This is a genomic window from Microlunatus sp. GCM10028923, assembly GCF_042666975.1.
Taxonomy (GTDB): domain Bacteria; phylum Actinomycetota; class Actinomycetes; order Propionibacteriales; family Propionibacteriaceae; genus Microlunatus.
In genome coordinates, this window is the sequence record NZ_JBHTFF010000006.1 from 235,551 (window position 1) to 256,585 (window position 21,035).

Consider the following 21,035-nt stretch of genomic DNA (forward strand, 5'->3'; position numbering starts at 1 on the left):
ATTTCCTTTCTCGGGGGACGCTCAGAAGAGGCTTGTCTTGGCGACGCGCCGGGCCAGCCAGTTGGCCAGGATCAGCAGGATCAGTGCGATCACGGACTTGAACAGGCCGATCGCCGTCGCATAGGAGAACTGGGGAACGGTCGACGCCAGGCCGACCCGGTAGACGTAGGTGTCGAGCACCTCGGAGCCGGCCAGGTTGAGCGGGTTCTGCATCAGCAGCACCTTCTCGAACCCGCTGTTCAGCATCGATCCCATGTTCAAGATCAACAACGTGATGCTGACCGGCAGCACGGCCGGGAAGTCGATGTGCCAGATCCGGCGCAGGATGTTGGCGCCGTCCACCTTGGCCGCCTCGTGCAGCTCCGGATCGACGCCGGACAACGCGGCCAGATAGATGATCGCCGACCAGCCGAGGGTCTGCCAGGCACCGGACCAGACGTACATGTGACGGAACGAGTCCGGGCTGGCCAGGAAGTCGAACGGCTTGCCGCCGAACACCTGCAGCACCTGGTTGACGATGCCGCCGTTCGGCGAGAACAACATCACCATCATGCCGACCACGACCACGGTCGAGATGAAGTGCGGTGCGTACGTGATCAACTGCACGCCCCGCCGGAACAGGGTGCTCCGGACGACGTTCATCAACAACGCCAGGATGATCGGCAGCGGGAACAGCGCGACCAGCTCGTAGACGTTGAGGATCAGCGTGTTCGTGATCACCGGCCAGAACTGGTACGAGGCGATGAACCGCTCCAGGTGCTGCATCCCGATCCACGGGCTGCCCAGGATGCCCTGCACGATGTTGTAGTTGCGGAACGCGATCTGCAGGCCGTAGAGCGGCCAGTAGAGGAAGACGATCACGTACGCCAGCGGCAGGGCCAGCATCAGGTAGAGCTGCCAGGACTGCAGGATCCGGATCAGGGTGCGCTTCTTGCGAGGCGTCGCGGCGGTGGTGGCGTTCACTTGAGGGATCCGATCAGTGCGCCCTTGACGAAGTGGCGTTGGACGAAGGGGTACGCGATCAAGGGCGGGATCATCGCGACCACGATCAGCGCATATCGCAGCTTGTCGAAGAGGTCCTGCCGGCGGGCGAACTCGGCCGCGCTCATGCTGCCCATGTCGGTGGGGGAGACGCTGGCCAGGGTGAGCACCTCGCGCAGCACCAGCTGCAGCGGATAGAGGTTCTGGTCGGTCAGGTAGAGCATCGCGGAGAACCAACCGTTCCACTGCCCGACCGCGTAGAAGAGCAGGTTGACCGCGATGATCGGCTTGCTCAGCGGCAGCGCCACCCGGAAGAAGAACTGGGCATCGCTGGCGCCGTCGATCTTGGCCGCCTCGAGCAGCTCGCCCGGGATGTTCAGCTGGTAGAAGGTCCGGGTGATGATCACGTTGAAGACGGCCATCGCGCCGGGCAGCACGATCGCCCAGACCGTGTTCAGCAGACCGAGCTGCTGCACCACGATGTAGTTGGGGATGATGCCCGCCGAGAACAGGGTTGGGATCAGCACGAAGAAGGTGAGCCAGCGGCGGCCGGGCAGATCCTGCCGGGACAACGGGTACGCGCAGAGCACCGTGAGCACGGTGCCGATCACCGCGCCGGCGACCGCGTAGAAGATCGAATTCGCCATCCCGCGCAGCAGCGGCGGGGCGGAGAAGATCGTCTGGTACGCGTCGACGTTGAACCCGACCGGGAACAGCTTCACCGCGCCGGTACTGATCGCCTCGGCACTGCTCAGCGAACTGCTCACCACGTAGATCAACGGATACACCACAGAGATCGCGAACAGCGCCAGGATGCAGTAGTTGATCACGTGGAAGCCCCGGTCGATGCGGGGTTCACGGATGCGCATGCAGCAGAACCTCCCTTCCTCGAAGATCATCGGGCGGTTGAAACTAACAGGCAGGCTACCTAATAGTTAATTCGTGCGCTAGTGTTTGCGACGCACCAATCAAGTGCGGGCCTTGATAGCTGGGAGACTGTCGGCGTGAAATCCAGAAGCGATGACCGGGTGATCGAGCTGCTGCTCGCCCGCGGGCCGCTGGACCGTCCGGCGTTGGCCGAGCTGACCGGGCTGTCCCGGCCGTCGACGGGCGAGTTGATCACGCGGTTGATCAACGCCGGTCTGGTCGAGGAGGACGGTGAGATCCCCACCGGCCGCCGCGGTCCGAACGCGATGCGCTACCGGCTGCGCCGCGGTTGCGGCACCGTGGTCGGACTGGAGATCCAGCCGGACCACGCCGAGGCGGTGCTGGCCGACGTCGACGGCACGGAGCTGGAACGGATCCGGGTGAAGGCGCGCCGCAACGAACGTCCAGCCACCCTGGTCCGGCGGGCCGTGCGTGGCTTCGACGGCGCGGACCGGTTGCAGGCCGTGGTGGTCGCGACCCCGGGCATCGTGGACCGGCAGGGCAACGTCGTCTTCGTCTCCGACCATCCGCACTGGGCCGGCCCGCAGGGCGCCCGGCTGACCGAGGCGCTCGGCGTACCGGTGGTGCTGGAGAACGACACCAACCTGGCCGGCGTGGCCGAACACCGCTACGGCGCGGCGGCCGACTCGGACGACTTCGTGCTGCTCCGGTTCACCGAGAGCCTGAGCGCGGCGCTGGTGCTGGACGGCCGGTTGGTCCGCGGCGCCAACGGGGCGGCCGGTGAGATCGGCTTCCATCCGTACCAGCGGACGGCGGCCGAGGTGATCGGGCAGCTGACCGAGGCGGCGATCGCGCTCTGCGCCGTCGCCGACCCGGAACTGGTGGTGCTGTCCGGCCCGCAGGCGTCGGCCGAGGTGGCCGAGGCGGTGGCGGAACAGGTGGCGGCGACGTCGTTGTTCCGGCCGCGGGTGGTGCCGAGTGCGCTGCCGGACGGTGCGGCGGTGCGCGGCGCGCTGGCGTTGGCCCTGGATCGGGGCCGTGACAAGGTCTACTTCAACGAGGAGCTCGAACTGTGACATCGACCGCGGGGACCCTCACCCCGACCCCGGAACAGCTGCGCTGGCAGCACTGGGGCCTTGGCGTCTTCTTCCACTTCGGCCTGAACACCTTCCACGGCAAGGAATGGAGCGACGGCACGCTGCCCGCGGCCAGCTTCGATCCGGCCGAGCTGGACGCGCGGCAGTGGGTGGCCGTGGCCAAGCAGGCCGGCGCCCGGTACGTGGTGCTGACCGCCAAGCACCACGACGGGTTCTGCCTGTGGCCGACCGAGACGACCGACTACTCGGTCGCCTCCAGCCCCTGGAAGGACGGGCGCGGCGACGTGGTCGGCGAGGTTGCGGAGGCCTGCGCCGAGGCCGGGCTGGGGCTCGGTCTCTACCTGTCGCCGTGGGACCGGAACGCCTCCTGCTACGACGATCCGGCGGCCTACGACGACTTCTACGTACGCCAGCTGACCGAGCTCTGCACCCGGTACGGGCCGCTGGTCGAGCTCTGGTTCGACGGGGCCGGCTCGCAGGGCCGTACCTATGACTGGGCGGCGATCATGGACGTGGTGCACACGCACCAGCGGGGCGCGATGGTGTTCAACATGGGTGACCCGACGATCCGCTGGGTCGGCAACGAGGACGGCTATGCCGAGGACCCGTACCGGTACGTGATCGACCACACCAAGATGGACAACTACACCGTGGTCACGACGACGTTCAGCGAGGCGCTCTACCTGCCGATCGAGTGCGACGTTTCGCTGCGCCGCGGCTGGTTCTGGCAGCCGGCCGAGCAGCCCAAGGACCTTGATCATCTGCTGGCGATCTACTACCGGTCGGTCGGCCTCGGCTCGAACCTGCTGCTGAACATCCCGCCGGACCGGCGCGGCCTGATCGACGACGCGGACCGGGCCCGGGTCGCCGAGTGGGCGGCCGAGCTGGAGCGCCGGTTCGGCGATCCGATCCCGGCCAAGCTCACCGAGACCGACGACGGCGTACTGATCGACTTCGGGGCCGAGGTCGAACTTGATCATCTCGCCCTGGTCGAGGAACTCGTCGACGGCCAGCGGATCACCGGCCACGCGATCTTCGACCAAGATCAACAACTGGCCGCCGGGCAGTCCGTCGGCAGCCGGCGGCTGCACGCCTTCCCGGCCCGCCGGGTGGAGCGGTTGTCGATCAAGCTCGAGGGCGACGCGGCGCGGCTGACCGAGGTCGTCGGCTATGCGGCCGGGACGTCGGAGATCCCGGAGCTGCCGGCCGACTACCGGGCCACCACCACGGCACCCATCGATTGATGGTCGACCTGGACGGCCTGCTCGGCCGGATGAGCCTGCGGGAGAAGGCCGGGCAGCTGAGCCTGCGGCTGCACGGCTGGACCGCGGTCGAGCGGCGCGGTGATGATCATGAGCTGACCGAGGTCTTCCACGCCGAGGCGGAACGCTGCGGCGGGCTCGGCGGACTGTACGGGGTGTTCCGCTCCGACGCCTGGTCCGGCCGCGGCTGGCACAACGGGATCCTGCCCGAACAACGCCCCGAGGTCGCCGCGCTGGTCGCCGACGCCGGCCGGCGCAGTTCCCGGCACGGGATCGCGCCGCTGCTGGTCGAGGAGGCGCCGCACGGGCACCAGAGCCTGGGCCAGACCCTGTTCCCGGTGAACCTCGCCGCCGGGGCCGCCTGGGACCCGGCGCTGACCGAGGAGTGCGCGGCCGCGATGGGCGCCGAGCTGCGCGCCGCCGGCGTGCACCTGGCCCTGATCTCCGGACTGGACCTGCTCCGCGACCCGCGCTGGGGCCGCAGCGAGGAGTGCTTCGGCGAGGATCCCCGGCTGGCCGCCGAACTGACCGCGGCCCAGGTCCGCGGGCTGGCCGCTGCCGGGGTCGGCGCGGTGATCAAGCACTTCGCGGCCCAGGGCGAGGGGACCGGTGGCCGGAACGGGCACTCCGCGGTGATCGGCCCGCACGACCTCGCCGAGCTGCACCTGCCGGCCGCCCTGGCCGGGATCGAGGCCGGCGCGGTCGGCGTGATGGCGGCCTACAACGACATCGACGGCGTGCCCTGCTCGGCCAACCCGGACCTGCTCACCGGCCTGCTCCGGGATCAGTGGGGCTTCGACGGGATCGTCGTCGGCGACGGGCTGGCCATCGACCGGCTGGCCGGCCAGACCGGCTCGCTGCGGTCGGCGGCCCGGGCCGCCCTGCTGGCCGGCGTCGACGTCAGTCTGTGGGACACCGCGTACACCCTGCTCGAGGAACTCGTCGCGGACGAACCGGAACTGGCCGAGGCGGTCGACCGCTCCTGCCGCCGGGTGCTCCGGCTGAAGCAGCGGTACGGCCTGCTGCCCGGAACCACCGATCCGCGGCCGGACCCGATCGTGGTCCGCGACGCGGCCGCCCTGTCCCGGGCCCTGGCCGCACGGTCGCTGATCCTGCTGGACGACCCGGCCGGAGTGCTGCCGGTAAGCGTTCGAACGCGCACTGAGCCTGTCGAAGTGCCAGACCCGACCGTGCCTTGCCCTTCGACAAGCTCAGGGAACGTCGACGGCACGTTCGTGGTCGCCGTGGCCGGCCCGAACGCCGACTCGGTGACCTCGATGCTCGGCGACTACGTGCCGCCGCTGCGGCCGGGCGACGCCGAGACGGTCCGGGAGGCGCTGGCCGGCCGCTGGACGGTGGCCGGCGAGGAGGCGATCGGCTCGGCGGACCTGGTGGTCTGCGTGCTCGGCGGCACCAGCCACCGGGCCTACGAGGAGGACTTCGCCGACAACGGCGCCGCCGGCGACGGGACGGCCGCGAACTGCGGCGAGGGCGTCGACCTGGCCGACTTGGAACTACCGGACGGACAGGTCGCCTGGCTGCGTGAGGTCCGGGCGCGGGCGCGCGGACCCGTCGTCAGCGTGGTGATCACCGGCCGGCCGCACGTGCTGACCGAGGTGCTCGCGCTGAGCGACGCGACGGTGCTCGCGTTCTATCCGGGTCCGTACGGTGCGGCCGCGATCGCCGACCTGCTGACCGGTGCGGCCGAGCCGACCGGCCGGCTGCCGGTGACGCTGCCCGCGGCGACCGGGGTGGTACCGGTCCGCTACAACGACCGGCTGGACGCGACCGGCGGCTACGTCGACCGGCCCGAACCGGTGCTGCGGCCGTTCGGTGCCGGGCTCGGCTTCCGTACCGTCGGGGTCAGCCGGCTGGCCGCGGCGCGGGTCGCGGACGGCGTCGAGGTCGAGGTCGGCCTGGATCATGATCATGACGCGGCGGTGCCCGAAGTCCTTCAGGTGTACGGAAAGCGGCTCGGTGGCCGGCTCTGGCCGCGGCAGCGGGAACTGCTGGCCTTCCGTCGCGTCGAGGTGCCGCCGGGCGGGCAGACGTACCGCTTCATGATCATGGAACGGGACGCCTTCGCCGGACCGGGCGGCACGACGGTGATCATGGTCGGGGACAGCAGCGTCGAGGTCTAGCGCCACTTCCAGCTGTCCAGCAGTGCGGTGTAAGCCGCGCTGGTGGCGTCGATGTCGTCCGGGTGGGACTGCAGCGAGATGTTGTAGAGCCCGGCCGGGCCGGCGGCACAGCGCATCTGGTACGTGTCCTCGCCGAGCAGCTGGCCGCCGGGCGCGACCTTGCCGTCCAGCTTGCGGTCCGGCAGGTCGCTGATCTCGCCGGGCACCCAGACCTCCAGGGCACGCAGCTCCTTCCGGCACCGGTCCCGCGGGTCGTCCCGGTCGAAGATGTAGACCGTGATGTCGTTGCCGGCGGCGTCCACGATCTTGCCGTCGTTCTTGTCGCCCCAGTCGTCGGCGCGCTGCCAGCCGGCCGGCGAGGTGAAGGTGAACCCGGAGCCCTGATGCTCCTGGGGTTCGGTCTTCAGCGGCGGCGTCTTCTGTCGCGGCGGCGTGGTCCACTGGCCGGCCGGATCGGAGACCGCCGACGGGCCGGTGAGCGCGTTGCGGATCGTGACGACGCCGACCACGAGGATGAACACGATGACGACCGTGGCCACGATCGCGGTGGTGATGCCCCGGTTGGAGCGGGACGGCGGCGGCACCGGCGAACCGGCCGACAACGGTGGCCGGGAGCCCTCCGACGGCGGCGGTTGAGGTGGCGGAGCGGACTGACCGGGCGGGGGATAGGACCGGCCCGGCGTGGGGTTGGTCTGGGCCGGTGCCGCATAGGGCTGGCTCTGCGGGGAAGAGGACTGGCCAGGCGCCGCGGAAGGCTGCCCGTACTGCGGTGCGGACCCCCCGGCCAGCGGTGAGGGGGAGCTCGGCCCCTCCGCCGACGAGGTGCCGGACGGTTCGGATCCGAACGGCGACGAAGAACCGTAGTACCCTCCGGGCGCCGTGAAATCCGGACCGGCCTCCCGGCCCAGTCCCTCGCTGTCGTCGCCGCCGTTCTCGGTCACGGTCACCTCCGGCGCAGGAGACTACTACCCGCCGGGCCCGGCACCTCGGACCCGTCGAAGCACACGTTCGCACAGTCACATCCAGGCCCTGGCGGTCCCGCCTGTCACAAATCTGCAATGCAACGCCTCGGAAATCGCCGAAAATGGCCTCGGCAGGCCGTTGCATTGCAGATCTGTGACAGGGCCAGACAGCGGGCTGCGTTGCGTCGCAGATTCGTGGCAGCAGGTCGTGCCGTTCGTGTTCGGGCTGTCATCACGGACCGGGTGGACGCGGTGCGATTTCCACCCGGGCGCCGGATGTCGGTGCCGCGTGGTTCGATCCTCGGTGTGGCCGTGACGATTGCGACGTTCCTTCGCCTGGTCGACCTGTTGCCCGAGGTCGAGCGGTCCGAGGGACCCGACTGGACCGGGTTCAAGGTGCACGGAAAGGGATTCGGCTACCTCTGGGAGCGCACCGCCACGGTCGGCCTGAAGCAGACGATCGCCGAGCAATTGGCGCTGGTGCACGAGCGGCCGGACGTGTTCGAGATCCAGTTCACGACCGGGCAGTTCGGCTGGGTTGTGGTCCGGCTGGACGGGATCGAGCCGGACGAGTTGAGCGAGCTCACGTTCGAGGCCTGGCGTCTGACCGCGCCGGCCGGGCTGGTGGACGAGCAGGGAGGCAGTCCGCCCCGCCTGCCCGTCCGCCGCCGCAGCTGACCGAGCCCACAGCTCGGTCAGGGGGTGAAGTTCAGGCTTGCTGGCCGAGCCGGAACTGGACGTTGCCCTGATCGTCGATCTGGGCGTCCAGCACCTTGTCGGTCAGGGCCGGCGAGGCACTCTCGTCGACGAACACCTTGGCGCCGTCGCTTTCCACCACCTGATCGCCCGGTTGGCCGTCCGGCACCGCGGCGATCGCGAAACTTCCGTCTCCGTCGTGACTACTGATCCTCAGGCCTCCTTCAGCGGCCCCGAGTTGTTGGGTGGCAATGGTCTTCACAACGGTGCTTGCGTTCTCGGTCAGGGTGAGCACAGCTCTCCTCGAAGATCGCGGACAGAAAGCATCCACGCTACGTGTTCCTCCGCACAGATCAACCCGAACCGCCGGATCGGGTCAGGTCCCGCACCAGGTGTCTCGTATTGTGGCTTTCGGTTTCCGCCGTACGGTCATGGAGAGGTTTTGACAAGGTGACGATGAAGGTTTCCTGGCTCCGTCAGGATGTGTCGCGGGTGGTCTTTCCGCCGGTGTGTCCGGCAACGGGCGAGCCGGCCACGACGAACACCCGGATGCTGTTCCGCAAGGAGTGGACGATCTTCCTCCCGGGGATCGGCCGGTTGATCATGAACGCGACCAGTCCGCCGATCGGCCTGATGATCCCGGTCAGCGAGGCGGTCCGGAGCAAGATCGCGATGTGGCGGCTGATCACCCTGATCGGCGGTCTCGGTTCGATCGTGCTGGCCTTCGTCCTGGTCGCCGTCCTGCCGTCGCCGATCGGCGCGATCCTCTTCCTGCTGTTGTTGATCACCGCCTTCGGGTCGGTGATCTTGGGCAGCTACCGGTCCGACGTGGTCGGGGCCGACGTGGACGGGCAGACGATCTTGATGACCCGGGCGCACCCGGCCTTCGTCGACGCGTTCTACCGGGCCAACCCGCCCGGCATGATCACCGTGATCACCACGCAGCCGGGACAGCCGCAGCCGCAGCAGCCGGTCGGTCCGCCCCAGCAGTACGGCCAGCAGCCGCAGTTCGGGCAACAGCAACAGCCGCAGTACGGGCATCAGCAGCAGTACGGACAGCCGCAGCAGCAGTTCGGGCAACAGCAGCAGTACGGCCAGCCGCAAGCGCAGCAGCCGCACCAGCCGCAGTCCCCGCAGCCCCAGGGACAGCAACAGCCGCAGCCCTACGGACAGCAGCAGGCGTACGGCCAGCAGCCCTACGCACAGCCGCAGCCGCAATTTGGTCAGCAACCGCAACACGGTCAGCAACCGCAACACGGTCAGCAGCCGCAGTACGGACAGCAGTCCCCGCAGTACCAGCAGCCGGCTCCTCAGCCCCATCACCAGCAGTCGCCGCAGCCGTACCGCCCCGAGTCGCCGGCCCCGCAGCCCCCGCAGCAGCAGTACGGGCAGCAGCCGCCGCCGGGACCGGTGCTGCCCGGCCAGGGTCCGGTCCGGTCGGCGCCGCCGGCCGAACCGCGCCAGGAATGGCCGCCGGCGCAGGGTCAGCGGGATTGGCCGCCGGCCGAGCGCTGACCTGACGAGACGAGACGGGACGAACCGATGCACGGGGAATACAAGGTGCCGGGCGGCAAGCTGGTCGCCGCCGACGTCGAGGTCGAGCAGGGCCGGCTGACGACGGTCCGCATCTCGGGCGACTTCTTCCTGGAGCCCGACGACGCGCTGGAACGGATCGACGCGGCGCTGACCGGCCTGGCGGTGGATACCCCGGTGGACCGGCTCAGCGAGCTGGTGTCGGTCGCGGCCGGTGAGGCGCGGATGATCGGGTTCACCCCGGACGCCGTCGCAATCGCGGTCCGGCGGGCGGTCGGGCGGGCGACCGGCTGGGCCGACCACACGTTCGACATCATCCACGGCGGGGCCGAGACGCCGCCGATGCAGATGGCGCTGGACCAGGTGCTGGCCGAGGCTGTCGCGGACGGGACCCGGGCGCCGACGCTGCGGATCTGGGAATGGGAACGGCCGACCGTGGTGATCGGCTCGTTCCAGTCGCTGCGCAACGAGGTCGACACCGACGCCGCGGTCGCCTACGGGGTCACGGTGGTGCGCCGGATCTCCGGCGGCGGCGCGATGTTCATCGAGCCGGGGAACACGATCACGTACTCGCTCTATGTGCCGGCCTCGCTGGTCGAGGGGCTCAGCTTCGAGCGCTCGTACGCCTTCCTGGACGACTGGGTGCTCGGCGCGCTGCACGGCCTGGGCATCGACGCCAGCTACGTACCGCTGAACGACATCGCCTCGCCGGCCGGCAAGATCGGCGGCGCGGCCCAGAAGCGGCTGGCGGCCGGCTCGGTGCTGCACCACGCGACGATGGCGTACGACATCGACGCCGACAAGATGCTGCAGGTGCTGCGGATCGGCCGGGAGAAGCTGTCCGACAAGGGAACCAAGAGCGCGAACAAGCGGGTCGACCCGCTGCGCAGCCAGACCGGGCTGTCCCGGGCCGCGATCATCGAGGCCTACAAGGATCACTTCCGGTCCCGCTACGACACCAAGGATGCCGAGATCGGCGCCGACGAACGGGATCGGGCGGAACAGCTGGTCAAGGAGAAGTTCGGCACCACAGAGTGGCTCCACCGGGTTCCCTGATCCGCTGGTTAGTGTCCGTACGTGGACGGTGCACAGATCCTGCTGGTGGTCATCGCTGCGATCGCGGTTGCCGCGGTCGCGCACCGACGCGGTCTGCCGACGCCGCTGATCCTGGTCGTGGTCGGGACGGCGGTCTCGTTCATCCCCGGCCTGCCCCGGATCGAGCTGGAGCCGGAGTTGATCTTGAGCTTCGTGCTGCCGCCGTTGCTCTACTCGACGGCGGTCGAGTTCTCGCTCATCCAGTTCTTCCGCAACCTGAGGCCGATTCTCGGTCTGGGCGTGCTGCTGGTACTGGCCACCAGCCTGATCGTCGGTGGCGCGGCCAACATCATGGTGCCGGAGCTGACCCTGGCCGCGGCGCTGGTGCTGGGCGCCGTGGTGGCGCCGCCGGACGCGGTCAGTGCGGTCGCGATCGGCCGCCGGCTCGGGCTGTCCAAACGGGTGATGACGATCTTGACCGGGGAGAGCCTGGTCAATGACGCCGCCGCGCTGACCCTGTTCACGATCTTCACCGTCGCGGTCACCCAGGAGACCGCGTTCATCGACAGCCCGGTGCTGTTCTTCGGGTACGGCGCCGCGGTCGGACTGGTCGTCGGCCTGATGCTCGCCGCGATCGTCCTGATGACCCGGAGCCGGCTGAACGACACCGGTCTGGAGACCGTGCTCGGCATCGTGCTGCCGTTCGCCGCGTACCTGGTCGCCGAGTCGCTGCACGCGTCCGGCGTCATCGCGGTCGTCGCGGCCGGCTTCGCGATCGGGCACAACGCCGACCGGACCGGAGTCGCGACCCGGATGCAGGAACGCGACGTCTGGCGGTCCTGCGCGGTGCTGCTGGAGGCGTTCGTCTTCGCCTACATGGGACTGCAGGTCAAGTTCGTCCTGGACGACGTGGTGCGGGAGGGCCGGCCGATCGGCGGGGTGCTGCTGGCCGCGCTCGGCGTCCTGCTGGTGGTGATCTTGGTCCGGATCGCCTGGGTGTTGCTGGACCACGCCCGGCTGGTCGGCCAGGCCAGGCTCGGCCGCTGGTTCCTCCGGGACCGGCCGAACGCGCGGAAGGCGATCAGGCGGGCCCGGAACCCGGAGGGACAGCTGCCGCCCGAGCAGCGGGTGCTGCCGCTGAAGTCGGACCTGGTGATCTCCTGGACCGGGATGCGGGGCGTGGTCACCCTGGCCGCGGCCGCCGGTATCCCCGCGGTCACCGCGACCGGCGAGGACTTCCCGGGCCGGGCCACCATCCAGGTGATCGCGCTGGTCGTCGCGATCGGCACGCTGCTGATCCAGGGCGCCACCCTGCCCGCGCTGATCCGCAGCCTCAAGCTGGACAACGCCGCCGAGGACGCGTACACGGAACAACAGCACCGGCACGCCCAGCGGGTGATCGAGCAGGCCGGCCAGGAGACGGTCCAGGCGATCCTCACCAAGCTCGCCGCGAAGAAGGAGGCCGGGATCATCGATCCTCGTGCCGTGGAGGCGTTCGCGGCCCGGTTCGCCGAGGCGCAGAAGGCCCGGCAACGGCTCGCCGATGATCTTGAACCGGCCGAGGTCGACGGCGAGCCGGACGGCCGCCACGACGCCAAGCGCCAGTTACTGGCGGCGCAGTTCCAGCAGGCCCGGCTGGCGATGGTCCGGGCCCAGCGCCGGGCGCTGACCGCGGAGCGGGACGCCTTTCGGCTCGACGATGACGTCTATCGGGAGTTGATCGAACAGCTCGATCTGGACGAGGCCTCCGTGGCAGCCAGGATTTCCTCGCGGTTGTGATGATCTTGAACGCGGCTCGTACCGTTTTGGGGGTTTGGAACCGGCTCGCCTGCAGTAGCGTTGGTGATGACCATGCGGGAGCGACGAAACGTCGCCTGGGCGGAAGGGACTTGCGTGGCGGAGGAGGCAGTCACACCCGACGACGAGGTCGTCCAGCCGCGCGACGAAGCACCGACGAGTGAGATCACGTACGACGAACAGTTCTATCCGGCCCGGCCGCAGCGACTGCGGCCACGGGCCCGGCTGCGTGATCTGTACGCACTCCGGCCGCGGACGCCGCGCAACGGCAAACCGTCCGGCGACAACCCGGCCTACGTCGCCTGGCTGCGCGAGGAATCGATGCTCGGCGACGCGACGGCGATCGCCGGCCAGTTCTCCGGGCTGGGCAGCATGTGGCAGAACCCGTACGCGCATCCGGATCCGCGGGCCGCGATCGACAAGGCCTCGGTCTGGTTCACGGCGTACCCGATCTCGTTGATCACCGCGCCCGGCCGCTCGTTCCTCGGCACCCTCGGCGACGACGACCTGTGGCGGGCGTTCGAGAAGATCGGGATCAAGGCGGTGCACACCGGGCCGGTGAAGCGGGCCGGCGGCCTGACCGGCTGGGACGCGACGCCGACCGTTGACGGCCACTTCGACCGGATCAGCACCCAGCTCGACGAGCAGTTCGGCACCGAGGAGGAGTTCCGCACGCTCTGCGAGGTGGCCGCCTCGCACGGCGGCACGGTGATCGACGACATCGTCCCCGGGCACACCGGGAAGGGCGCCGACTTCCGGCTGGCCGAGATGAAGGTCGACGACTACCCGGGCGTCTATCACATGGTGGAGATCGCGCCGGAGGACTGGCATCTGCTGCCGCGGGTGCCGCGCGGCCGGGACTCGATCAACCTGGACGCCGAGACCGAGGACCAGCTCGCCAAGGCCGGTTACATCATCGGCCAGATGCAGCGGGTGATCTTCTACGACCCGGGCATCAAGGACACCAACTGGAGCGCCACCGACGTCGTGCTCGGCGCGGACGGGGTGGAGCGGCGCTGGGTCTACCTGCACTACTTCAAGGAGGGCCAGCCGTCGATCAACTGGCTGGACCCGACGTTCGCCGGGATGCGGCTGGTGATCGGCGACGCGCTGCACTCGCTGGGCGACCTCGGCACCGGCGCGCTGCGGCTGGACGCGAACGGGTTCCTCGCCGTCGAGAAGACCACCGAGGGGGCACCGGCCTGGTCCGAGGGCCATCCGCTGTCCGAGGCCGCGAACCAGTTCATCGCCTCGATGGTGCGCAAGGTCGGCGGCTTCACCTTCCAGGAACTGAACCTGACCATCGACGACATCAAGGCGACCTCGGAGCGGGGCGCCGACCTGTCGTACGACTTCGTCAACCGGCCCGCCTACCACCACGCGCTGGCGACCGCCGACACCGAGTTCCTCCGGCTCACGATGAACCTGGCGCTGAAGATGGGCGTGGCGCCGGTCGGCCTGGTGCACGCGCTGCAGAACCACGACGAGATGACGTACGAGCTGGTTCACTTCGCCACCTTGCACGCCGAGGACGCGTTCGCGTTCCGCGGCGGCGAGGTCAGCGGTGCGGAGCTGGCCGTGACGGTCCGCCAGGAGCTGACCGACCGGCTGGCCGGCGACGCGGCGCCATACAACGCGACCTTCACGACCAATGGGATCGCCTCCACCCTGGCGACGATCATCGCCGCCACCCTCGGCGTCACCGAGCTGGACGAGATCACCCCGGCCGAGATCGCGACGATCAAGCGGGCGCACCTGCTGCTGGCCGCGTTCAACGCCTGGCAGCCCGGCGTCTTCGCCTTGTCCGGTTGGGATCTGTGCGGTCTGCTGACGCTGCCCCGGAAGCAGGTCGAGCCGCTGCTGGCGACCGGCGACACCCGGTGGATCCACCGCGCGGCGTACGACCTGATGGACTATCAGCCGCACGCGCTGCAGTCCGGGTCGCAGATGCCGCGCGGGGTCAGCCTCTACGGGGGATTGCCGGCGCAGTTGGAGGATCCGGACTCGTTCGCGTCCGGGCTGGCCGCGATCCTGCGGGTCCGCAAGCGCTACCGGATCGACGTCGCGGAACAGCTGGACGTGCCGCAGGTGTCGCAGCGGGCGATGCTGGTGATGGTGCACGCGCTCGAGGGTGACGCGCGTCAGGTGACGGTGCTCAACTTCTCCGACGAGCCGATCGCCGGCAACGTCCTGTCCGAACATCTGATCCCGGGCGCACCGGTGATCGACATGATGACGGACAAGATCATCGGCGAGGTGGACGATCTGCACAGCTTCCCGGTGGTCTTGGACCCGTACCAGGGATTGTCGTTGTTGATCAATCCGCCGGCCGATCCGGCCGGTCCCTAGCCGCACCCGTGGCCGATCGGGCGCCGCGGCTGGCCTGGGACCTGGTGCTCGACCTGACCGAGGTCGAGGACGGTCCGCTCTACCAGCGGCTGGCCCGGTCCCTGCGCGCCGCGATCCGCAACGGCCGGCTGCCCGGCGACACGGCCCTGCCGCCCAGCCGTACCCTCGCGGCCGAGTTGGGCATCTCCCGGGCCACCGTCACCGAGGCGTACGGGCAGCTGACCGCCGAGGGTTATCTGACCGCGCGGAGCGGCTCGGCGACCAGGGTCCGGCCGGGACTGGTCTGGCCGGCGGAGGCCGAACCGGCCGCCGACCCGGACCCGCGGCCGTGGCGGATCGACCTCGGCCCGGGCATCGCGGACCTGAACGCCTTTCCCCGCGCGGCTTGGGCGGAGGCGACGCGGCGGGCCCTCGGCGTGCTGCCGGCGGGGGAGTTGGCCGCGGCCTATCCGGCCGGGCATCCGCAGGCCCGGCGGGCGGTGGCCGGCTATCTGCGCCGGGCCCGGGACGCGTACGCCGACGCCGCCGGGACACTGCTGGTGCCGAGCGCGAGCGCCGGGATGCGGGCGCTGGCCGAGGCACTGGTCGGGGCCGGGCTGACCGAGATCGCGGTCGAGGACCCGAGCTGGGGCCGGCTGCGGGGACTCTGCGCCCGGCACGGACTGACGCCGCGACCGGTCCCGGTGGACGCCGACGGGCTGCTGGTGGAGAGGCTGGCCGGGCTGCCCGGCGTGCGGGCGGTGTTGATCACTCCGGCGCACCAGTTCCCGTCCGGGGTGGCGCTGTCGCCGGCCCGGCGGGCCGCACTGCTGGACTGGTGCCGCGACGTCGACGGCTTGATCATCGAGGACGACTACGACGCGCCGTTCCGCTACGACCGGGCCCAGGTCGCTTCCCTGCAAGGGATGGCGCCGGACCGGGTGGCCCTGCTCGGCTCGGTCTCGAAGACCCTGTCGCCGGCCCTCGGGCTGGGCTGGGTGGTGCCGCCGCCGGACTGGGTCGAGCCGGTCGCGACCGCCCTGGACGGGATCGGGCCGTCGACCGTGGACGCCGTCGCGTTCGCCGAGCTGATCGAGTCCGGGCGGTACGACCAGCAGCTGCGGCGGCTCCGGCTGTCGTACCGGAAACGGCGGGACCGGCTGGTCGAACGACTCGCCGCCGAACTGCCGGAGCTGCCGGTGACGGGGCTGAGCGCCGGCCTGCACCTGGTGCTCGGGCTGCCCGCCGGCACCGACGTTCCTGATCTTGTCCGGCGCGCGGCCGAGGCCGACCTGCACCTGGTCGACCATGATCGTTACCGGGCCGCCGACCGGCCGCCGGACCCACCCGCCCTGGTCCTCGGCTACGGCAACCTGCGCGACGCCCAGGTCGTCCCGGCGGTCCGCCTGCTCCGGGAACTCCTGGCCAACCGCACCCGCCCCGCGACCACCGCCCCCTGACCTGGATCCGGTCAGTTTTTCACGTTACGTGAAAATCTGGCACTTCCCGCGAGATATAACTCGCGGGAAGCGACAAGAAGTGTGGGGTAGTGGGGCTCTGCGGGTCGCTGGAGGACCGCGCACCGATCAGGTTTCCGCGCCGCAGTCGTCCATACGGGTGAAGATCGACTCACCGAAAGGCAACTGCCATGCGAAAACTGACCTACGCCATGAACGTGAGCCTGGACGGCTACACCGCCGCACCGGGCGACGACATCGGCTGGAGCGGGGACGACGAACCGGGCTCGCCGCCGAGCGACGAACTGTTCAAGTGGTGGTCCGACCGGGTGGCGGCGCCTGGCCTGTCGCTGTACGGGCGCCGGCTCTGGGACGGGATGAGCTCGGCCTGGCCGACCGCCGATCAGCAGCCCGGCGCCACCCCGGAGGTGATCGAGTTCGCCCGCCGCTGGCGGGACCGGCCGAAGATCGTCTTCTCCTCGACGATCGACAAGGTCGTCTGGAACTCACGACTGGTCAGCGGCGACGCCGTCGCCGAGATCACCCGACTCAAGGGCGAGGACGGCGAGCCGATGGATATCGCCGGCGCGACGCTCGCCGGCGCGGCGATGAAGGCCGGGCTGATTGACGAGTACGTCCTCGTCACCGTGCCGGTCCTGGTCGGCGGCGGCACCCCGTTCTTCGCCAGCCTGGACAACTGGGTGAACCTGACCCTGGTGGAGACGCGGACGTTCCCCGGCGGCCGGTTGATGACCCGGTACGAGACGCGGCGATGATCACAGCGTCGCGGGCAGGCCGAGCCACGGCTTGTCCGCGGCGCCGAACCCGGTCAGCTCGGTGATCTTGCCGTCCACGATGCGCAGGACCGAGACGGCGAACAGTCGGTGCGTCGGGTCCTCCTTGGCGCGGAGGTAGAGCGCGACGGCGGGCATCAGGTTGACCGTCGTGGTGACGCCGCGCCAGTCGTCGTGACCAGGCTGGAAGAGCCCGCCGGCGACCCAGCCGTCCACCGCGTCCTTCGCCGTGATCACCGACGTGCCGGCCTCGGGCAGCATGACGAACCGCAGGTCTTCGCGGAGCAGGGACGTCAGCCCGTCGAGGTCATTGCGCTGATGCGCCTCGAGGTAACGCTTCACCGAGTTGCGCTCGTCCTCCGACAGCTCGTGGGTCGCGGACCGGCTCCAGTCGAGGCGGCGGTCGGGCAGCCGCTCCCGTACCGTCACCCGGGCCCGTTGCAGCGCGCTGGTCACCGATGCGACGGTCAGGTCGAGTGTTTCGGCGGCCGTCGCCGCCGGCCAGCCGAGGACGTCGCGCAGGATGAACACGGCCCGCTGCCGCGGCGGTAGGTGCTGGACGGCCACGATGAACGCCAGCTCGATCGTCTCCCGCGCCACGTACGTTTCCTGCGGGTCCTCGGGCAGCATCCGGTCGGGGTACGGCTGCAGGTAGAGCACCTCGTCGACGCCCGCCAGCCCGGACGGGACCGGAGTGCGATCGTTGCGCTTCTCCAGGAAGTCGAGGCAGGCGTTCGTCGCGATCCGGTACAGCCAGGTCCGCACCGCCGCATGGCCCTGGAACGACGCCCGCTTGTTCCACGCTCGAAGAAACGTCTCCTGGGTCAGGTCCTGGGCATCCTCGTAGTTCGCGAGCATCCGGTAGCAGTGCACCTGCAGCTCCCGCCGGTGCCGCTCGGTCAGGAGCTCGAACTGCGCCGGGTCGTCCGAGCGGGCCGCCGCGATGAACGCGGCATCGTCGGCACCCAGCTGTCGGGCCTCTGTCATGATCATCATCCTTCCACCGGTGCGAGAGGTCTCCTGGAAGTGACGACCTGGCGGAGGAATTCTGATCGGGCGAGCCGGCTCAGGGAGCCTCGGTGGCGGGCCAGTCGGCGGGGAAGCGGTCGGCGTAGCGGGCCGCCTCGCGGTGCAGTTCCTTGCGGCGGCGGGTGTTCAGCCGGTCCCCGTACACGGTGCCGCGGGTGTGGTCGGTCTCGTGCTGCAGGCAGCGGCCGAGGGTTCCGCCGCCGGTGACCACGACCGGCTCGCCGAACTGGTCCTGGCCGCGGCAGGTGGCGTACTCGGGGCGGGACACCTCGGCCTCGCCGCCGGGCAGCGACAGGCAGCCCTCGCCCAGGGTGACCAGGCTCCGCCGGCCGGGCGGATCCAGCACCGGGTTGCAGATCACGCCGATTCGGCGTTCCCAGGTCTGGTCCGGACAGTCGTACGCGAACACGGCAAGATCGACACCGAGCTGCTGGGCGGCGATCCCGGCCCCGTTCGCGGCCCGGTTGGTGGCGAACATGTCGGCCAGCAACTGCTGCAGCTCCGGCCCGAAGTCGGTGACCGGCTGCGCGGGCCGGTGCAACACGGGATCGCCCCAGCGGACGATCGGCCGCGGACGGCCCAGGCGGAGCAACTCAGCGATCGGCATCGGACCATCGTGCAGCATCCGGCGCCCGTCCGCCCAACGCGCCGGGCTCAGCGGCCCCGGCTCAGCAGACGGTGCAGCAGCCCGAGCGCCCGCGGGTAGTGGCCGGGGGTGATCCGGGCGAGCAGGTCGGGTACGGAGGCGCTGGCGCCGATCAGCAGGCGCGGCCGGCGGCGTTCGACGGCGCGGATGATCATGGTCGCGGCCCGGTCGGCGGGGAAGGTGAGCAGCCGGTCGAAGGCGTCAATGCCGTCGCCGGCCGGGGCCGGAGGCAGGGCGGCGGCCCGCCGGGCGGAGCGGGCGATCCCGGTCCGGATGCCGCCCGGATGGACGACGGTGACGCCGACGTCGGGAGCCAGTTCGGCGCGCAGCGATTCGGTGAACCCGCGGACCGCGTACTTGCTGGTCGCATACGCCGCCTGCCCGGCCGGCGCGATCAGCCCGAACAGGCTGGACAGGTTGACCAGGTGCGAGCCGGGATGGGATCGCAGCACCGGGACCAGGGCCCGGCAGAGCGTGACGGTGGCGTGCAGGTTGACCGCGAGCACCCAGTCGAACTCTTCGGCGCTGACCTGTTCGAAGTCGCCGACCAGCGCGACGCCGGCGTTGTTGATCAACAGCGTGCAGTCCGGGTGCTCGGCCGCGAGGTCTGCCGCGAGCCGCGCGCAGGCCGGCCCGTCGGCGAGGTCCGTGACATAGCTGGTCACCGTGGTCCGCTCCCGCACCGCCGCGGCGACCCGGTCCAGCCGGTCGGCGTCCCGGTCGACCAGGGCCAGCGCCAGGCCGCGCTCCGCCAGCCGGTACGCCAACTGCTCGCCGATCCCGCCGGCCGCGCCGGTGACGATCGCCGTACCCGAACCGAAGTCGAAGGGTGTCATCAGCGATCGCCAGCCTCGGCCCGTTCATGATCAACGGGGGACCGACCATGATCAACAGCGGACCGCCGGCGGAACCTCAGCACGCCGTCGGTCAGCGGGCGGAAGCGCAACGGCCAGAGCTCCCGCAGGTAGTTCTGGTGGATCAGCCACGGCGAGCGGCGGCCCTGCTTGGGCAACGCGGCGGCGGCCCGGGCGATGTAGCCGGAGCTCAGGTCGAGCAGCGGCCGGTCGCCCGGCTCGCCCGGCGGCGGCTCGGGCACGACCCGGTCGAAGCCGTGCCGGGCCAGGTGGCGCAGCAGCCGGGCGACGTAGCTGTTGACCAGGTCGGCCCGCAAGGTCCACGAGGCGTTGACGTAACCGATCACCAGGCTCAGGTTCGGCACGCCGCAGAGCATGACGCCGCGGTACGTCACCGTCCGGCCCGGATCGACCGGCACTCCGTCGACGCTGAGCCGGATCCCGCCGGCCGGCCGTACGGTCAGCCCGGTCGCGGTGACGATCACGTCGGCGGCCAGCTCGCGTCCTGAGACCAGCCGCAGCCCGGTCTCGGTGAAGCTGTCGATCCGGTCGGTGACGACCTCGACCCGATCCTCGTTGATCGCCCGGAACAGGTCGCCGTCCGGCACGACGCAGAGCCGCTGGTCCCAGGGCTGGTACGGCGGCGTGAAGTGCGTGTCCAGGTCGTACGGCTCCGGCAGGGCGTGCCGCAGCCACCGGCGCAGCCGCGCCTTCATCTCCTCGGGCCGACGGCGCGAGAACTGGTAGGAGGCCTGAGTCAGCAGCAGATTCCGCCAGCGGACCAGCCAGGGCTTGAGCCGGCTCGGCAGCCAGCCGGGCAGCCGCTCGGCGAACGGGTCGTCGCGCGGCTGCGACACCACATAGCTCGGCGTCCGCTGCACCATGATCACCTTCGCCGCGGTCCGGGCCAACGCCGGAACCAGGGTGATCGCGGTCGCGCCGCTGCCGATCACGATCACCCGCCGGCCGGCGTGGTCGAGGCCGGCCGGCCAGTGCTGCGGATGGACGATCCGGCCCCGGAACTCCTGCTCGCCGGGGAAGTCCGGCCGGTGACCGGCCGCGAAGTCGTAGTAGCCGGAGCACAACGCCAGCCAGCGGCAGGACAGCGTCCGGCGGTCGCCGCCGTGCTCGACGGTCACGGTCCAGCGGGCGGCGGCGTCGTCCCAGTCCGCCGCGATCACCCGGTGCCCGAACCTGATCTCGCGATCCACCCCGAACTCACGTGCGGTGTCCTCGACGTAGCGGCGGATCGCGTCGCCGTCGGCGATCGCCCGCGGCCCACGCCAGGGCCGGAACGCATAGCCGAGGGTGAACATGTCCGAATCCGACCGGACCCCCGGATAGCGGAACAGGTCCCAGGTGCCGCCCACCCGGTCCCGCGATTCGAGCACCGCGAACGACAGGTCCGGGCAGCGCCGCCGCAGCTGACACGCGGCACCGATACCCGAGATGCCCGCGCCGACGATGATCACGTCGAGCTGCTCCATCTCCCTATCGTAGGGTCGGTTCCACACGCTAGGGCCGGATCGATCATG

18 protein-coding genes are annotated in these 21,035 nt (G+C 70.3%); 10 read left to right on the plus strand and 8 right to left on the minus strand.

What is annotated here, in order from left to right; genetic code table 11:
• Positions 1-21: 21 nt before the first annotated feature.
• Together ACFQU4_RS16655 and ACFQU4_RS16660 are read right to left on the minus strand one after the other, a co-directional pair.
• On the minus strand, positions 22-963 hold the full coding sequence (locus ACFQU4_RS16655) for an ABC transporter permease (protein ID WP_377493805.1): 942 nt from the start codon (positions 961-963) through the stop codon (positions 22-24).
• Positions 960-1,850: a carbohydrate ABC transporter permease gene (locus ACFQU4_RS16660; RefSeq protein ID WP_377493807.1), complete on the minus strand. Its 891-nt coding sequence runs from the start codon at positions 1,848-1,850 to the stop codon at positions 960-962. The genes ACFQU4_RS16655 and ACFQU4_RS16660 overlap by 4 nt, the downstream gene beginning before the upstream one ends.
• A 135-nt stretch (positions 1,851-1,985) precedes the next feature.
• On the opposite strand from ACFQU4_RS16660, the gene ACFQU4_RS16665 reads away from it, so the two are divergent.
• The 3 genes from ACFQU4_RS16665 to ACFQU4_RS16675 are packed head-to-tail and all read left to right on the plus strand — an operon-like array spanning position 1,986 to position 6,369.
• Positions 1,986-2,945 (plus strand): ROK family protein, encoded by a 960-nt coding sequence (locus ACFQU4_RS16665; protein WP_377493809.1) that lies wholly within the window; start codon positions 1,986-1,988, stop codon positions 2,943-2,945.
• On the plus strand, positions 2,942-4,210 hold the full coding sequence (locus tag ACFQU4_RS16670; protein ID WP_377493811.1) for an alpha-L-fucosidase: 1,269 nt from the start codon (positions 2,942-2,944) through the stop codon (positions 4,208-4,210). Before ACFQU4_RS16665 ends, ACFQU4_RS16670 begins: the two co-directional genes overlap by 4 nt.
• Complete coding sequence (locus ACFQU4_RS16675) at positions 4,210-6,369, plus strand: glycoside hydrolase family 3 N-terminal domain-containing protein (protein ID WP_377493813.1); 2,160 nt, start codon at positions 4,210-4,212, stop codon at positions 6,367-6,369. The genes ACFQU4_RS16670 and ACFQU4_RS16675 overlap by 1 nt, the downstream gene beginning before the upstream one ends.
• Here the strand turns inward: ACFQU4_RS16675 and ACFQU4_RS16680 are convergent.
• A complete protein-coding gene (locus tag ACFQU4_RS16680) occupies positions 6,366-6,890 on the minus strand; it encodes a hypothetical protein (RefSeq protein ID WP_377493815.1) in 525 nt (174 codons plus the stop codon). The two genes, ACFQU4_RS16675 and ACFQU4_RS16680, sit on opposite strands and share 4 nt — an antisense overlap.
• 753 nt (positions 6,891-7,643) lie before the next feature.
• On the opposite strand from ACFQU4_RS16680, the gene ACFQU4_RS16685 reads away from it, so the two are divergent.
• Positions 7,644-8,009 (plus strand): MmcQ/YjbR family DNA-binding protein, encoded by a 366-nt coding sequence (locus tag ACFQU4_RS16685; protein WP_377493817.1) that lies wholly within the window; start codon positions 7,644-7,646, stop codon positions 8,007-8,009.
• Positions 8,010-8,040: 31 nt separating this feature from the next.
• On the opposite strand, the gene ACFQU4_RS16690 is transcribed toward ACFQU4_RS16685, so the two are convergent.
• On the minus strand, positions 8,041-8,322 hold the full coding sequence (locus tag ACFQU4_RS16690) for a Fe-S cluster assembly protein HesB (RefSeq protein ID WP_377493819.1): 282 nt from the start codon (positions 8,320-8,322) through the stop codon (positions 8,041-8,043).
• Between the two features lie 155 nt (positions 8,323-8,477).
• Here ACFQU4_RS16690 and ACFQU4_RS16695 point away from each other — a divergent pair, with 155 nt between their 5' ends.
• The 6 genes from ACFQU4_RS16695 (at position 8,478) to ACFQU4_RS16720 (ending at position 16,953) form a co-directional block, all read left to right on the plus strand.
• The gene (locus ACFQU4_RS16695; protein ID WP_377493821.1) at positions 8,478-9,542 is read left to right on the plus strand and encodes a hypothetical protein; all 1,065 of its coding nucleotides are present in this window, start codon (positions 8,478-8,480) and stop codon (positions 9,540-9,542) included.
• A 27-nt stretch (positions 9,543-9,569) separates the two neighbouring features.
• Positions 9,570-10,616 carry a biotin/lipoate A/B protein ligase family protein gene (locus tag ACFQU4_RS16700; RefSeq protein WP_377493823.1) on the plus strand — a complete coding sequence of 349 codons (1,047 nt, stop codon included), beginning with the start codon at positions 9,570-9,572 and terminating at the stop codon, positions 10,614-10,616.
• 21 nt (positions 10,617-10,637) lie between these two features.
• Entirely contained in the window at positions 10,638-12,374 is a 1,737-nt protein-coding gene (locus ACFQU4_RS16705; protein ID WP_377493825.1) for a cation:proton antiporter, read from the plus strand.
• A 114-nt stretch (positions 12,375-12,488) separates the two neighbouring features.
• Entirely contained in the window at positions 12,489-14,741 is a 2,253-nt protein-coding gene (gene treS / locus ACFQU4_RS16710; protein WP_377493827.1) for a maltose alpha-D-glucosyltransferase, read from the plus strand.
• 8 nt (positions 14,742-14,749) lie between these two features.
• Positions 14,750-16,180, plus strand: coding sequence for a PLP-dependent aminotransferase family protein (locus ACFQU4_RS16715; protein ID WP_377493829.1), 1,431 nt, complete (start codon positions 14,750-14,752; stop codon positions 16,178-16,180).
• A 188-nt stretch (positions 16,181-16,368) separates the two neighbouring features.
• Positions 16,369-16,953, plus strand: a complete 585-nt coding sequence (locus ACFQU4_RS16720; protein WP_377493831.1) for a dihydrofolate reductase family protein — start codon at positions 16,369-16,371, stop codon at positions 16,951-16,953.
• On the opposite strand, the gene ACFQU4_RS16725 is transcribed toward ACFQU4_RS16720, so the two are convergent.
• The 4 genes from ACFQU4_RS16725 to ACFQU4_RS16740 form a co-directional block, all read right to left on the minus strand.
• Positions 16,954-17,958 (minus strand): RNA polymerase subunit sigma-70, encoded by a 1,005-nt coding sequence (locus ACFQU4_RS16725; RefSeq protein ID WP_377493833.1) that lies wholly within the window; start codon positions 17,956-17,958, stop codon positions 16,954-16,956.
• A 79-nt stretch (positions 17,959-18,037) separates the two neighbouring features.
• Positions 18,038-18,607 (minus strand): peptide deformylase, encoded by a 570-nt coding sequence (gene def, locus ACFQU4_RS16730; RefSeq protein ID WP_377493835.1) that lies wholly within the window; start codon positions 18,605-18,607, stop codon positions 18,038-18,040.
• Between the two features lie 47 nt (positions 18,608-18,654).
• On the minus strand, positions 18,655-19,482 hold the full coding sequence (locus ACFQU4_RS16735) for an SDR family NAD(P)-dependent oxidoreductase (protein WP_377493837.1): 828 nt from the start codon (positions 19,480-19,482) through the stop codon (positions 18,655-18,657).
• Complete coding sequence (locus ACFQU4_RS16740) at positions 19,482-20,987, minus strand: flavin-containing monooxygenase (RefSeq protein WP_377493839.1); 1,506 nt, start codon at positions 20,985-20,987, stop codon at positions 19,482-19,484. Before ACFQU4_RS16740 ends, ACFQU4_RS16735 begins: the two co-directional genes overlap by 1 nt.
• Between the last annotated feature and the right edge of the window lie 48 nt (positions 20,988-21,035).

Bases quoted from the DNA above. Each gene is read 5' to 3' on its own strand.
- ACFQU4_RS16725 (WP_377493833.1), bottom strand. From the start codon at position 17,958: ATGACAGAGGCCCGACAGCTGGGTGCCGACGATGCCGCGTTCATCGCG.
- ACFQU4_RS16675 (WP_377493813.1), top strand. From the start codon at position 4,210: ATGGTCGACCTGGACGGCCTGCTCGGCCGGATGAGCCTGCGGGAGAAG.
- ACFQU4_RS16720 (WP_377493831.1), top strand. From the start codon at position 16,369: ATGCGAAAACTGACCTACGCCATGAACGTGAGCCTGGACGGCTACACC.
- ACFQU4_RS16700 (WP_377493823.1), top strand. From the start codon at position 9,570: ATGCACGGGGAATACAAGGTGCCGGGCGGCAAGCTGGTCGCCGCCGAC.
- def (WP_377493835.1), bottom strand. From the start codon at position 18,607: ATGCCGATCGCTGAGTTGCTCCGCCTGGGCCGTCCGCGGCCGATCGTC.
- ACFQU4_RS16740 (WP_377493839.1), bottom strand. From the start codon at position 20,987: ATGGAGCAGCTCGACGTGATCATCGTCGGCGCGGGCATCTCGGGTATC.
- ACFQU4_RS16735 (WP_377493837.1), bottom strand. From the start codon at position 19,482: ATGACACCCTTCGACTTCGGTTCGGGTACGGCGATCGTCACCGGCGCG.
- ACFQU4_RS16660 (WP_377493807.1), bottom strand. From the start codon at position 1,850: ATGCGCATCCGTGAACCCCGCATCGACCGGGGCTTCCACGTGATCAAC.